12 protein-coding genes and 2 pseudogenes are annotated in these 13,955 nt (G+C 67.0%); 6 read left to right on the top strand and 8 right to left on the bottom strand.

The window, feature by feature from the left end; translation table 11 throughout:
* The first annotated feature begins 84 nt into the window (after positions 1-84).
* The 5 genes and pseudogenes from GOAMI_RS02135 (at position 85) to GOAMI_RS02155 (ending at position 5,395) form a co-directional block, all read left to right on the top strand.
* The gene (locus tag GOAMI_RS02135) at positions 85-546 is read left to right on the top strand and encodes a hypothetical protein (RefSeq protein ID WP_006434736.1); all 462 of its coding nucleotides are present in this window, start codon (positions 85-87) and stop codon (positions 544-546) included.
* 112 nt (positions 547-658) lie between these two features.
* Positions 659-2,248: a fatty-acid--CoA ligase FadD1 gene (fadD1, locus tag GOAMI_RS02140; RefSeq protein WP_006434737.1), complete on the top strand. Its 1,590-nt coding sequence runs from the start codon at positions 659-661 to the stop codon at positions 2,246-2,248.
* Positions 2,249-2,252: 4 nt separating this feature from the next.
* On the top strand, positions 2,253-3,338 hold the full coding sequence (locus tag GOAMI_RS02145; RefSeq protein WP_006434738.1) for a TIGR03857 family LLM class F420-dependent oxidoreductase: 1,086 nt from the start codon (positions 2,253-2,255) through the stop codon (positions 3,336-3,338).
* Positions 3,339-3,351: 13 nt separating this feature from the next.
* Positions 3,352-4,407: a phosphotransferase gene (locus GOAMI_RS02150; RefSeq protein WP_006434739.1), complete on the top strand. Its 1,056-nt coding sequence runs from the start codon at positions 3,352-3,354 to the stop codon at positions 4,405-4,407.
* A pseudogene (locus tag GOAMI_RS02155) lies at positions 4,404-5,395 on the top strand (NAD-dependent epimerase/dehydratase family protein). Before GOAMI_RS02150 ends, GOAMI_RS02155 begins: the two are co-directional and overlap by 4 nt.
* Before the next feature lie 85 nt (positions 5,396-5,480).
* On the opposite strand, the gene GOAMI_RS02160 reads toward GOAMI_RS02155, so the two are convergent.
* The 8 genes and pseudogenes from GOAMI_RS02160 to GOAMI_RS02190 form a co-directional block, all read right to left on the bottom strand.
* Positions 5,481-6,374: an SDR family NAD(P)-dependent oxidoreductase gene (locus GOAMI_RS02160; protein ID WP_006434741.1), complete on the bottom strand. Its 894-nt coding sequence runs from the start codon at positions 6,372-6,374 to the stop codon at positions 5,481-5,483.
* Entirely contained in the window at positions 6,371-7,639 is a 1,269-nt protein-coding gene (locus tag GOAMI_RS02165; RefSeq protein WP_006434742.1) for a hypothetical protein, read from the bottom strand. Before GOAMI_RS02165 ends, GOAMI_RS02160 begins: the two co-directional genes overlap by 4 nt.
* 6 nt (positions 7,640-7,645) lie before the next feature.
* Positions 7,646-8,191 carry a Cif family virulence factor gene (locus GOAMI_RS02170; RefSeq protein ID WP_040004510.1) on the bottom strand — a complete coding sequence of 182 codons (546 nt, stop codon included), beginning with the start codon at positions 8,189-8,191 and terminating at the stop codon, positions 7,646-7,648.
* A gap of 11 nt (positions 8,192-8,202) precedes the next feature.
* On the bottom strand, positions 8,203-8,400 hold the full coding sequence (locus tag GOAMI_RS02175; RefSeq protein WP_006434744.1) for a ferredoxin: 198 nt from the start codon (positions 8,398-8,400) through the stop codon (positions 8,203-8,205).
* Positions 8,400-9,767 carry a cytochrome P450 gene (locus tag GOAMI_RS23350; protein ID WP_006434745.1) on the bottom strand — a complete coding sequence of 456 codons (1,368 nt, stop codon included), beginning with the start codon at positions 9,765-9,767 and terminating at the stop codon, positions 8,400-8,402. The genes GOAMI_RS02175 and GOAMI_RS23350 overlap by 1 nt, the downstream gene beginning before the upstream one ends.
* Before the next feature lie 60 nt (positions 9,768-9,827).
* A pseudogene (locus GOAMI_RS23355) lies at positions 9,828-10,595 on the bottom strand (SDR family oxidoreductase); the annotation flags it as partial.
* Positions 10,595-11,839 carry a cytochrome P450 gene (locus GOAMI_RS02185; RefSeq protein WP_006434746.1) on the bottom strand — a complete coding sequence of 415 codons (1,245 nt, stop codon included), beginning with the start codon at positions 11,837-11,839 and terminating at the stop codon, positions 10,595-10,597. The gene GOAMI_RS02185 and the pseudogene GOAMI_RS23355, both read right to left, overlap by 1 nt.
* Complete coding sequence (locus tag GOAMI_RS02190) at positions 11,839-12,420, bottom strand: TetR/AcrR family transcriptional regulator (RefSeq protein WP_006434747.1); 582 nt, start codon at positions 12,418-12,420, stop codon at positions 11,839-11,841. The genes GOAMI_RS02185 and GOAMI_RS02190 overlap by 1 nt, the downstream gene beginning before the upstream one ends.
* Before the next feature lie 64 nt (positions 12,421-12,484).
* Between GOAMI_RS02190 and GOAMI_RS02195 the strand changes: the two genes are divergently transcribed.
* Positions 12,485-13,951: an aldehyde dehydrogenase gene (locus GOAMI_RS02195; RefSeq protein ID WP_006434748.1), complete on the top strand. Its 1,467-nt coding sequence runs from the start codon at positions 12,485-12,487 to the stop codon at positions 13,949-13,951.
* Positions 13,952-13,955: the final 4 nt, after the last annotated feature.

Here is a 13,955-nt window from a genome sequence, read left to right on the forward strand (position 1 = left end):
AATGCGGCCGACCCCACCTTGAGGAGTCCAACATCACTCCCGTACGCTGTGGGTTCGAAGTGTCCAAAGTGACGGGAGATACACATGGGACGCAAGACTGTTGCTGGATTCGGAGCCGCCGCGGCATTCGCTGCACTGACCCTCGGCACTGCCACCGCGCAGGCGGCTCCCGGCGAGCAGCCACTGAGCGTCGAGCAGATCCCGAACGCCGGCATCACCGTGGGCTCCAACGGTGTAACCGGAGGTTTCGTCGCCTCGATCCTCGCATCCGCAACCGAACCCGGGATCACCCATGTCTCACTGAACACCACCCCGACCGAGTCCTGCTCGACGAACCTGAAGGACGCGCGCATCGGCATCTCCTGGACGAACCGGTCGACCGGGAACTCCGGTAGCGAGGTCTTCGCCACATGCACCGACGGACGCCCGTCGGACGGGGTCTCGATCGCGACCGGCGCCGGGCCTGTCGAATTCACCACGACGATCATCGGCAAGAACGACCAGACGTTCACCGTCGTACCCGGTAGCGGTTCCTTCACCCGCTAGAGCACACCCTCACAAGCCTGTCGGGGACGCTTCGGCGTCCCCGACAGGCTTGCAGTAGACAATATTTCAGATCTGTACACAGACCGGGTGAACACGTTCTAGATTTGGCCGCATGGCCGAGACAGTCACCCAGCTCCTTCAGGAACGCGCCGACGACGACAACCTGGCAATCACCTACGAGGGCAGCCGGTGGACGTGGCGCGAGTACATCCGCGACGCGGAGAAGACCGCGGCCGCAATGCTGTCCGTGGCCGACGCGTCTCGCCCGATGCACATCGGCACTCTGCTCGGGAACACCCCGGACATGCTCATCGCCCTGGCCGCCGGGGCTCTCGGCGGCTACGTCACCGCCGGCATCAACAACACCCGACGGGGCGAGGGCCTGGCCGCCGACATCCTGCGCGCCGACTGCCAGATCCTGATCACCGACGCCGAGCACCGCCCTCTCCTCGAGGGCCTGGACCTGCCCGGCGTCACCGTCCTGGACACCTCGACCCCCCGATGGGCCGACCTGGTCGCCGGAGCCGGCGAGCTGACCCCGCATTCGGTGCCGGGTGCCATGGACACGTTCATGCTGATCTTCACCTCGGGCACCAGCGGTAACCCGAAACCGGTTCAGTTCGCGCACATGATGATTCCGTTCGCCGGCCCCGTACTCGTCGACAAGTACGACATCGGCCCGGGCGACGTCTGCTACCTCTCGATGCCGCTCTTCCACAGCGCGGCACTGATGGGTGGCTACTGCGTCGCCCTGTGCGGTGGCGCGGCGATCGCCCCGGCCAAGTTCTCGGCGTCGACCTTCCTCGACGACATCCGCCGCTACCGGGCGACGTACATGAACTACGTCGGCAAGCCGCTCGCCTATATCCTCGCCACCGAGGAGAAGCCCGACGATGCCGACAACCCGCTGCGCGTCGCCTTCGGCAACGAGGCCACCGACCGCGACATCGACGAATTCTCGCGTCGGTTCGGTTGCACGGTCTGGGACGGATTCGGCTCCACCGAACTCGCGATCATCATCACCCGCGAACCCGGCACCCCGCACGGCTCGATCGGCCGGGGTTTCCCCAACGTCGCGGTCTACGACCCCTCGACGATCACCGAGTGTCCCCCGGCCCGATTCGACGACACCGGAGCACTTCTCAACTCCGACGAGGCGATCGGCGAGCTGGTCAACGTCGAGGGCGGCGGGATGTTCATGGGCTACTACAACGACTCCGACGCCACCAACGAGCGACTGCGTCACGGGATGTACTGGTCCGGCGACCTCGCCTATAAGGATTCCGACGGGTGGATCTATCTCGCCGGACGTACCGGCGACTGGATGCGCGTCGACGGCGAGAACCTCGCCGCCGGACCGATCGAACGCATCCTGCTCCGGATACCGGAGATCAACCGCGTCGCGGTGTACGCGGTCCCCGACGAACAGGTCGGTGACGCCGTGATGGCGGCCGTCGTACTGCAGGACGGCGCCTCGCTGAGCCCGGAGTCCTTCGCCGAACAGCTTGCCGCACAGGCAGACCTGTCACCGAAGGCCTGGCCGCGCTACGTCCGGGTCGCGGAGGACCTGCCGACGACCGCCACCAACAAGATCCTCAAGCGCACCCTGAAGCAGGAGGGTGCGACCGCCGGAGACGGCATCCTGTGGGTCCGGGAGCCGCGATCACGCACGTACGGGGAGGCCGTCGGGGCGAGTGCCTGAGACGATGGAGAATCAGCTCACCGAGCTCGGCTACTACGCACTCTCCCGGCACCCCGTCACCCCGAGCGAGCTCGCCGCCGAAGCACGCTTCGCCGACGAGATCGGACTCGGCACCGCTTTCGTCTCGGAACGGTTCAACATCAAGGACGCCGCCGCACTGTGCGGGGCTCTCGCCGGTGCGACCGAGAATCTCGGAATCGCCACGGCGGCAACCAACCACAACACCCGGCATCCCATCGTCACCGCGACCATGGGGGCGACGCTCAGCGAACTCTCGGCGGGGCGGTTCGCTCTGGGTCTCGGGCGCGGGATCACCCCGCAGTGGCAGATACTCGGGCTCCCCCTCGTCACCGGCGCCGGCCTGCGTGACATCACCGGGCTCCTCCGCCGGCTGTGGACGGGCGAGATGGTGATCGGTCACGACGGACCGGCCGGCTCCTACCCCTTGCTGAATCTCGGTGTGACACTCGACCCTCCCCCACCGATCCTGATGGTCACCATGAGTCCCAGGACTCTCGAGCTGGCCGGTGAGATCGCCGACGGCGTCGTCCTGCACACATATTTCAGCGACGACGCGACCCGCCGGGCAGTTGCCCATGTCCGAGGCGCAGCGGAGCGGGCCGGGCGCGATCCCGCCTCGATCCGGATCTGGTCGGTCGTGGCGACGGTGGGCGACCACCTGGATGAGACCGACCGTCTGCGCAGGCTGTACGGACGGCTCGCCACCTATCTCCAGGGGTATCCGGATCAACTCATGGCGGCCAACGCCTGGGACCCGACAGACCTGGAACGAGTCCGGGCCACTGCGGCTTTCAGCGGTGCGCGCGGTCCCATCGACGCCACCGCCACCGCCGGTGAACTCGCCGACCTGGCCGCCGTGATCCCGAACGCGTGGGTCGCCCACTCGGCGACCGGATCGCCGTCGGACTGCGCGAAGACCGTCGCCGCGCAGTTCGACCTGGGCGTCGACTCGGTGATCCTGCACGGTGCGACACCGACCGAACTCGCGCCGGTGGCCTCGGCGTACCGCGACATACGCCCCGACCGCGCGGTCGGACTGCCGGCCAACCCGGGAAGGATGCCCTCGTGACGGAGACACCCGCATGACAGAAACCATCGAGATACCCACGAGCGTCGAGCAACTCACGCCCGCCTGGCTGACGGACTTCCTCGGCGAGAACGGCCACGACGAATCGATCACCGCCGTCGCCGCCTCGGCCGTGGGAACCGGGCAGATGGCCGGGTCGTACCGCCTCACCCTCGACTACTCCGGACCGGCCGAACTCCCGGCCACGATGATCGCCAAGTTGGCGACCGGCGAACCGGAACAGCGGGCGTTCGGTTCCGGAGTGTTCCGCAACGAGGTCCGGTTCTATCGTGATCTGGCCTCGGCTTTCACCGTGCCGATGCCGAGGTGTTACGCCGCGACGATCTCGGACCCCGGCACCGAGTTCGTCCTCCTGCTCGAGGACATGGGCGCGGCGGTGCAGGGTGACCAGATCATCGGATGTACGGCGGCACAGGCGGAGTCGGTCGCGGTAGCGGCGGCCGGGTTGCATGCTCCGCGGTGGAACGACCCCGCACTGCTCGCGGAGATGCCACTGCCCGGTGAAGCCGAACGCGAGATGATGGAGTCGTTGCTCGCGCCGATGGCCGACGTCTATCGCGAGCGCTTCTCCCCGGACGGACAGAGTTCGGCCGCCGTCGACTGGCTGGTGCGTGAGGCCGGCGACTGGCTCGTCGCCCCGCTGCGCAACACGGCTCTGATCCACGGCGACCTGCGCGTGGACAACGTGCTGTTCGGGCCGTCCGGTGAGGTGACGGTGATCGACTGGCAGACGATCACGACCGGTAACCCGCTGCGCGACATCGCTTTTCTGCTCAGTACAAGCCTGACCACCGAGGATCGTCGCAAGCACGAGCGCGGCATCGTGGCATCGTATCATCGCGCGGTCGTCACCGCCGGGGTGACCGGGTACACCCTCGACGAGTGCTGGGACGACTACGTCGGCAACCTCATCCAGGCCCCGCTGATCATCGTCTTCGGCTCGGCCGCCGCCCAACCCACCGAGCGTGGCACCGCCATGTTCGACGCCATGCTGTCCCGGAGTGCGGCGGCGATCGATGACCTCGCACCCGGAGGGCTGGCCGGACGATGAAGCTCGTCATCGGCGCAACGGTTTCCTGGGTTCCCGGCTGGTCCGCCGGCTCGTCGAGAACGGCGACGACGTCCGCGTCCTCACCCGCCCGACGAGCGACCTCCGCACGTTGTCCGGACTCGACGTCCACCATGTCACCGGCGATCTGTTCGACCAGGATTCCGTGCGCGCCGCGATGGCCGGCTGCGACGTGGTGTTCCACTGCGCGGTCGACACCCGGGCCTGGTTACGGGATCCGGCTCCGCTGTACCGCACCAACGTCGACGGATTGCGGGCCGTGCTCGACGTCGCCGCCCGTCAGCCGTTGCGCAAGTTCGTGTTCACCAGCAGTGTCGCCACCATCGGTCGGGTGAAGGGTCGTCGGGCCACCGAGGGCGACGCGTTCAACTGGTCTCGGCACGCACCCGAGTACGTGCGGAGTCGAGTCGCGGCGGAGAACCTGTTGCTCGACTACTCGCGCGACGGGGCCGTGCCGGGAGTCGCCATGTGCGTCGCCAACACCTATGGCGCGGGCGACTGGCAGCCGACGCCGCATGGATCGTTCGTCGCCGGAGCAGCCCTCGGCAAGATGCCGTTCACAGTCCGCGGATGCCGAGCCGAGTCGGTCGGTATCGACGACGCCGCTCGCGCGCTTGCCCTGGCGGCCGATCGGGGTGAGGTGGGCGAACGCTACATCGTGTCCGAACGGTCCATCGACATGGGTGAGATCGTGGCGATCGCCGCACGCGCCGCGGGCCGGGAGCCGCCGCGCCTCGTGCTCCGTCGTGCGGCGTTGTATGGGGTCGGCGCCGTGGGCTCGGCTCGGGCAGCGATCACGCGCAGGCCGGTCCGGCTGACCGTTCCGTCGGTGCGGCTCATGCATTTCATGTCGGAGATGGACCACTCCAAGGCCGAACGCGACCTGAACTGGCGCCCGCGCCCGGTCACCGAAGCCATCGAGGAGGGGGCGCGGTTCTGGGTGGATCGCCGAGCCGCCCGCCACTCCTGACGCAAACCCACCCTTTTTCGGCATTTCCACCACCCGCGCGGGTGGTGGAAATGCCGATAAAGGGTGGGTTTGTGGGGTGTCCGAGTTAGCCGAGTAGCTCGGCGAGCTCGACGAGGCTGTACGGAGAGGTGTCCCTGTGGTCGCGGTAGGCGACGAAGCTCGCCTGCTGTGACTCGAACCGGCCGATGAAACCGCCTGCGGCGCTGAAGATGTTGCCGGTGATGTGCTCGGCCGCGTCGCTGGCGAGGAAGACGTACAGCGACGCCACGTACTCGGGCGGCGCCGGGTCCAGGGCCGCGTCGCGGGTGAGGTCGTCGAGAATCCCGCGCCGATGCAGCCCCTCGATGTGCGCGACGTAGTCATCGCCGGTCGACAATCGTGACTTGGCTCCGGGCATCACCACGTTCACCCGAACGTGGTGATCGGCAAGATCCGCGGCCGCGGCGAGTGCGAGCGCATTGACGCCACCCTTCGCCGCGGGATAGCCGCTGCCACCGAACATCCCGAGCGACGCCGCCGAGCCGGTGAGCACGATCGACCCGGACGCCTGCTCGACGAAGACCCGCCCGGCGGCCTGGACCAGATGGAACGCGCTCATCAGATGGGCGTCCACCTGGGCACGGAATTCGTCCGGGGCGATGGTCAGCACCGTCGAACCCGGGGGTTCGGCGATACCGGCGCAGTTGATGGCGATGTCCAGTGCGCCGAACTCGGCGAGCGCGGCGTCGACCATCTGCTGGGCGACACCGTCGTCACCGGCCGAACCGCAGACGCCGACAGCCTGACCGCCGCCGCCGCGGATCTCCGCGACCGTCTCCTCCAGCGCATCACCGTCACGACCGTTGGCGACGACCGAAACCCCCTGTCCCGCGAGTGCATATGCAACCGCGAGACCGATGCCCCGGGTGGCGCCGGCGATCACGGCGACCCGGCCACCCAGTCCGGCGGCACCGGGAGACCAGCCGCTGTCCGGACTCACGTCGAGCTACCGACCGGCGTGATCGGGATCGAGCGGCCGCGGTCGACGAATTCGAAACTCGCGCCACCGCTGAACCGAGCGATCGCCACCTCGCCGCTCTCCTTCTGTGCGGTGTCCGACGTGACGATCCGGATCTCGAGCGCGTCGTCGGTCTCGACGGCACCCTCGACACTCAGGTAGGGATTCACCGCGGTCGCCGCCGCCTGCAGCGGTTCCAGATGATCCGGGCTGATGATCGACATCCACCCGCCGTCGGCCGTCGCATCGGACTCACGCGGAATCCGTACGACGACGGCGTCGCCGTCGACGGTCGCGGTCAGGCCGGTGTACTGCACCGGACCGAAGCACGGATGCAGGGCCAGGACCTGGGCGAGACCTGCGGCGCCGGTGGGGAGATCGAGCGCCGCGCGAATGCGGTCCGCCGCGAGTCCGGCGATCCCGATCAGCTGTTTGCGGAGGATCTCGACCACCTGATCCTCGCTCTCGGCACACCGCCGCAAACCGACCAGGAAGCCGAGGGACAACAGCTGATGCTGCAGCGCAACCTCTTCGGCGATCCGCCCCAATGCCGACGCCGACCACTCGGCGAACTGGAGATCCTCGACGAGCGGGCCTCGATAGTCGACCCAGCCGTCGGTTGCCGAGCTGTCGATCGCGGACAGCTGGATCTGGCCGGCGCGAGTGCCGAACATCTCCTCGGCGTCCGGAGGGAGCGGCAGTTCCTCGCGGTCGGGTTCGATGGTGACCGTCCACTCGCAGTGCGGAGTCCGGTCGACGGGACGACGAGGTGGACGATGCACCGGCCGGATTCGCGCCCGCCGGTTGGTGGCGATGGCCGTCGCGTCGAAGGTCGGGTCCTCGATGTCGTGGCACATCGTGGTGACGTAGTCGTCGCCGAGCGGTTCGACGTCGAGCAGCGCACCGCAGTGATCGAGCACGAACGACCCGTGATACTTGTCGTCGACCCGAAACCGGAAATCCATGAACTGCGGCGGCGCGCCGATGTCGAGCTGGAGGCATTTGAACATGTCCTCGACGCCGTCACCGTCGATGCCGAGCGCGGTCCGGATCCGGTGTGTGTAGACCGGACTCGCGGCCTTCCACTCCTCGATGGCGATCCGGCCCATCACGTCTCGTCCGAATGCGCCGATGAGATGGGCCATTCCGCTGCGGTCGATCATCTGACCGCACAGCAGGAGTTCGGGTACCAGGACGGCGAGCTGTTCCTGACTCAGACCTTGGTAGGTCGGGGCTGTGGGAGTCATCTCAGTTCACCAGAACGCGACCGGCGTCGTACCGAAGTCATACCAGCCCGGCAGATTCCCCGGCGCCGCCTTCTCCACCCGCTTGAGCATGCCCTCGCTCATCGCGTTGTTCTGCATCATCTCGATGAAGAGTGCAGAGACGTTGCCGTAGTCGAAGAAGTCACGTTGCCACGAGAACTGGAAGTTGCCGCCGTACTTGAACCAGCTGCCCTGGATACCTTCGAGCGCATAGTGGGTGCCGTCGTCGCGGGTGCCCTCGTAGATCTGCTTCCAGAGCCCGATCATGTCGCCGGTCTTCTCGTCGATGACCCAAGCCTGGTATGGGTACTCCCACCCTTCGAGGCCCTCCATCTCCTGGCCGAGCGCGAGTTCGCGGATCTCCTCGCGACCCACGGCCATGAAGTCCTTCTTCGGGCCGTAGTTCCAGCCGTAAGTGGCGTCCTCGGTGTAGAACTCGGCGAGCGGCTTCCAGTCTCCCGCCTTCTCCGCCTCGATGTTGGCGGCGAGCCACCGTTCCTTCATCTCTTCCAGTTCGGCACGGTCAAAAGACATGTGTTCCACCTTCACTCGTCATCTTCGGTGAGACGCAACGCTTGCGTCGGGCAGTACTGCACGGCCGCCTCGACCTCGGCGCGCCGGGATTCGTCGGGAGTCGCGTCGAGGATCTCGACGTGGTCGGTCTTCGTCGCGAAGACCTCGGGGGCTTCGAGCTCGCACATGCCGTGGCCCTGGCACAGATCCAGATCGACCTCGATGCGCATCAGCGGTCCTGACGCTTACGGTAGGCAACGCGGCACGGCTGCTGGAGCTGAACGACCATCTTCGAGTGGTCGTTCCGGTAGCTCTCGGACGGCTGCAGCATCTCGAACTCGTAGTTCTGGAACAGTACCGAGAAGATCGCCTTTAGCTGCATGATCGCGAATTGCGCACCGACGCAACGATGCCGGCCCGCCCCGAACGGAATCCAGGTCCAGCGGTTGACCAGATCCTCCTGCCGCGGCTTGTCGTACCGGTCGGGATCGAAGGTGTCCGCGTCCGGGAAGTCCTCCGGCAGGTGGTTGGAGATCGCCGGCGACACCGCGATCGACTGGCCGGCGGAGATCTCGTAGTCCTCGACGTGGAAATCCTTCTGCACCACACGCATCAGGATGATCAGCGGCGGGTGCAGGCGCAACGCCTCTTTGAGGGCGTTCTCAAGCCGAGGCATCTGCCGGGGGTGGGCGAAGGTGTACTCGGGACGTTCACCGGTCGGGGTGTCGCCGTAGATCTCGTCGAGCTCGTCGTAGACGCGCGACATGTAGTCCGGGTTGCGCAACAGCTCGATCAGCGTCCACGCGGCGGTGCCCGACGTCGTGTGATGGCCGGCGAACATCATCGAGATGAACATGCCGGTGATCGTGTTGGCGTCGAAGCCGACCTGGACGAGCACGTCCATCAGGTCGCGATCGTCTTTGTCCTCAGTCGGATTCGCGACGCGCTCGTCCATCACGCCCTGGATGAACTCGACGAGTTCGGCACGCGCCTCGTCGCGTTTGCGGAAGCTCTCGATGTCGGCCTTGTAGTCGACGTACGCGATCGGGTCGGTGCCCTTCTCCAGGTCATGGAAGAGGTGGGCGATGTGCCCGCTGAGCCGCTCCCGGAACTTGCGTCCGATCAGGCACGACGACGAGGTGTAGAGCGTGAGTTCGGAGAAGAAGTCGAGCAGGTCGATCTCGCCCTCGTCGCCCCACTCGGCGATGATGCGCTCCACCTCGTTCGGGATCGTCACCGCGTGTTGTTTCATGTGGGCGCCCTTGAGCGCTGAGTTGTGGATCGCCTTGGACCGCTCCTCGGGGCTCGCGTCGAACACGACGCCCTCGCCGAACACCGGGGTCATGAACGGGTAGGCGGCAGCCTGATCGAGGTCTTCCTCGGGCGCGCGGAAGAACTCCTCGTTGGCCGCGGCCCCGGACACCAGCACCACCTCGCGGTCGGCGAGCTGGAACATGCCGACGTCGCCGCATTCCTCGCGGACGCGCCAGAACAGCGAGATCGGGTCGCTCGCGAGTTCGTCGAGATGGCCGTGTTCGCTCTCGCCGCCCGAGACTCGATGCGGCTTCTTCAGACCTGATGCGGTGGTGGCGGTCATCGATGGGTCCCCTTGTCCTTCGTCGACTGTGGGGTCTTCTGGTGTCGTGGCCCGGTCCCGGGAGACCGCACCCTCGGCCTCCACCTCGACCGCGCGCATGTGGGCACCGCGCGGCATGGTGACCATCGCCGCGACGGCCAGCGCGATGTGCTGGGGTTCGAGGAAGTTGCCGTGGCGGGCCAAGCCGTGCTTGATCCAGTCGTTGAGCATGTCCTCGGTGGTCTTCTGGTCGAGGTTCATGCCCATGCCGGTCAGCGTCTGTCCCGGTCGGACCACACCTGCTCGCACACCGGTGCCCTCGAGTTCGAGCTGGATGGTGGCGACCAGTCCGTCGATCCCCGACTTCGCCGCGACGTAGGCCGACGACCAGGGCCGCGGGTGGAGTACGACATCGGAACCGATGAACACGAAATCGCCTCGGGCACGGTCGATCATGCCGCCGATGACGGCCCGGTAGATCCGGTAGGCACCGGTGAGATGGATGTTGACCTGATCGGCGAAATGCTCCGGACTCGTCTCGTAGGAGAGCCCGACCGCGAGGTCGCCGGCTCCGGCGACCACGATCTCGAGTTCGCCGAGTGCGGCCTCCGCTTTCGCAACGCAGTCGACCACGGACTGTTCGTCGGTCACGTCGAGCGGTACGGCGACCGCCTCGCCGCCCGCGGCGATGATCTTGTCGGCCAGCTCCTGGAGCTTCTCGACTCGGCGGGCCGCCAGGGCCACGGGATGGCCGGCCGCCGCGAGGTGTTCGGCCGTCGCCGCTCCGATGCCCGACGAGGCACCCGCGACGAGGACCGGCCGACGTTCGGGATGAGGACGAAAACCCATCAGCGCACCGTCACTTTCACGGGGAGTTCGGCGAAGCCGCGCACGTTGACCGAGTGCACGCGCACGGCTTTGTCGATGTCGATGTCGACCGCGCGGATCGACCGGATCACCTCGCCGAGACCGATGTTGGCCTCGAGACGGGCGAGATGTGCGCCGAGGCAGAAGTGCGCTCCGAGACCGAAGCTCATCAACGCCTGGCCGTTGTCGCGCCCGATGTCGTACTTGTCGGCATCCGGCCCGAAGACCTCCTGATCACGGTTCGCCGAACCGACGAGGAGGAGGACGCGGTCACCGGCCGGGATCACGTGGTCGCCGTAGGGTGCATCCTCGATCACGCGTCGCACGACGATCTGGGTCGAGTTGTCGTAGCGCAACGTCTCCTCGGTCCACTGCGGGACCGCGAGTTCGGGGTCGGCGAACACCTTGGCCAGTTCGTCGGGATTACGCCAGCCCCAATAGAGCGCATTGGCAAGGAGTTTCGTCGTGGTCTCGTTACCCGCGACCACCATCAGGACCATGAAACCGACGATCTCGTCCTCGGTGAGCCTGATCTTCTCGCGGGTCGCGTCGTCGTCGATCTCGGCCTCGATCAAAGCCGAGACCAGATCCTCGCCGGGACTCTTCCGCCGGTCGGCGATGAGTTCCGAATAGTACTTGTGCAGTTCGATGTACGCGTGGATCGCGGCCTCGGGGATGTCGAGGACACCGTCCTCGCGATGAAGGAGCAGATCGGACTGGTGCCGCAGATGTGTACGGTCGGCTTCGGGGACTCCCAGGAGCTCGGAGACGACGTCCATCGGCAACAGTGCGGCGAAGTCGTGGACGTAGTCGAACTCGCCCATGTCGAGGCACTTGCTCCAGTGCTGGTGCGTCAGCGCGGTGATCCGGCCGGCGAGGTCGTTGACGCGGCGCGGCGTGAAGCCCTTCGAGACCAGCTTGCGGATGCGCATGTGTTTGGGGTCGTCCATCGCGAGGAAGGACATCGACTTGTGTGCGTCGGGCCCGTACGCCGACGGGTCCATCGACACGCCCCAGCTGTTCGAGAACCGTTGCACGTCACGGAATCCCGCGCGGACATCGGCGTGATTCGCCAGTGCCCAGAAGTTCATCTCGGCGTTGTAGTAGACCGGCGCCTCCCGACGGAGCCGGGCGTAGGTCGGATACGGATCCTCGTGGAAGTCATAGGCATACGGGTCGAAGGGGAGGGCTCGCTCCATCCCCGGCACCGATGTCGTTTCGGTCATCACTTCTCCATCAGTAGATGCGCAGCAGCGACAAGACGTTCGGAGGTCTGCTCATAGGTCATGTGCCCCATGCCGGCGTAGACGAGGCCGCCGGAGTAGATCATCTCCAGGGTGTCGAGGAGCGGCCCGGGATTCTCCGGATCCTCCTCGAGCGCGGCGGCCAGACGCCGGCGGATGAACGCACCGATGCGGACGCGGAGGTGCTCGACGTCGGGGTCGGTCCCCAGCAGCGCAACGGTGACCGCACCACCGAGTTGCCCCTCCCCCGCCACGACGAGCGCCACCTCGCGGAGCACCTGCGCGACCCGCTCGCTCGGCGCCGCGGCGGGATCGGGTTCGGAGACCCCCGCGGACAGCCGCCGCCAGAAGACCTCGGCGACCAGATGGCTCTTCGACGAGAAGTACGTGTACGCCGTCGCCGGCGCGACACCCGCGATCTTGGCCACCGACCGCACCGTGAGCCCGTCGAAACCCTCGGCGTTCAGCACGTCGACCGCGGCCTCGGTGAGCCGCGAGACCGTCTCCGCCTGCTGCTGCGTGAGGCGGCGACGTGTGGATTCCTGGGATACGGGGCTGGACATGTGAGCCACGCTACACTAGGTTTGAACGCGAGTCCAGACACCTGTCCAGATGGAGTTCCAGCTCATGCCCCTTCGCCCCGAAACCGCGTCGGATCTGTTGATCGACGGCAAGCTCACCCCCGGCAGCGGCGGTGTCTTCGACGTCGTCAACCCCGCGACCGAGGAGGTCATCGGACAGGCCGCCGAGGCCACCGCCGCCGACATGGACGCCGCGATCGCCGCCGCCCGCACCGCTTTCGACACCACCGAGTGGTCGCGCGACCACGCCTTCCGCGCCCGCTGCCTACGACAACTGCGCGATGCCCTCCTCGCCCACGCCGACGAGTTCCGCGAACTGACGATCGCCGAGGTCGGCTGCCCGTCGTTCCTCACCCACGGCCCGCAGTTCGAGGGACCGGTGACCGATCTCGGCTACTTCGCCGACCTCGCCGAGAGCTACGAGTGGTCCCGCGATCTCGGCGAGGCCAGGCCGATGGGCATCAAGAACCATCGTGAGCTTCGGTCGGAGGCCGTCGGCGTCGTCGGTGCGATCACGCCGTGGAACTTCCCCCACCAGATCAACTTCGCCAAGATCGGGCCGGCCCTCGCCGCCGGATGCACCGTCGTCCTCAAGCCGGCACCCGACACCCCCTGGTGCGCGGCGCTCGTCGGCAAGGTCGTCGCCGAGGAAACCGACCTTCCACCCGGCGTCCTGAACATCGTCACCTCCACCGATCACCGCCTCGGCGAGCAACTGTCCACCGACCCCCGCGTCGACCTCGTCTCCTTCACCGGCTCCACCGCGACCGGCAAGAAGGTGATGGCCGCGGCGTCGGAGTCGCTGAAGAAGGTGTTCCTCGAACTCGGCGGCAAGTCCGCGTTCATCGTGCTCGACGACGCCGACGTCGGTTCGGCGTGCGCGATGGCGGCGTTCAACGTCGTCACCCATGCCGGCCAGGGCTGTGCGATCACCACGCGCCTCGTCGTGCCTCGTCCCAGGCTCGACGAGGCGATCACCGGGACCCGCGACGCGCTGGCCGGCCTCCCGCCCGGCGACCCCACGAGTTCGGGCACCATCTGCGGACCGTTGATCTCCGAGCGTCAGCGTCAGCGCGTCGAGTCCTACATCGAACTCGCCAAGCAGGAGGGCGGCACCATCGAGATCGGTGGTGGCCGTCCGGCCGACAAGCCCAACGGTTTCTTCGTGGAGCCGACGCTGATCTCCGGACTCGACAACTCGGCACGCGTCGCGCAGGAGGAGATCTTCGGTCCGGTCCTGGTGATCATCGCCCACGACGGCGACGACGACGCGATCCGCATCGCCAACGACTCCCCCTACGGACTGTCGGGCATGGTCTACGGCACCGACGAGGACCGGATCAACAAGGTGGTCAACGGTGTTCGCACCGGGACCATGGGCGTCAACGGCGGCATCTGGTACTCCGCCGACGTCCCGTTCGGCGGCTACAAACAGTCCGGCATCGGCCGCGAGATGGGCGTCGCCGGTTTCGAGGAATACCTGGAGACCAAGGCCGTCGCGCGACCCGCGTGACCTC

This window comes from Gordonia amicalis NBRC 100051 = JCM 11271, assembly GCF_000332995.1.
In the GTDB taxonomy this organism is placed as follows: domain Bacteria; phylum Actinomycetota; class Actinomycetes; order Mycobacteriales; family Mycobacteriaceae; genus Gordonia; species Gordonia amicalis.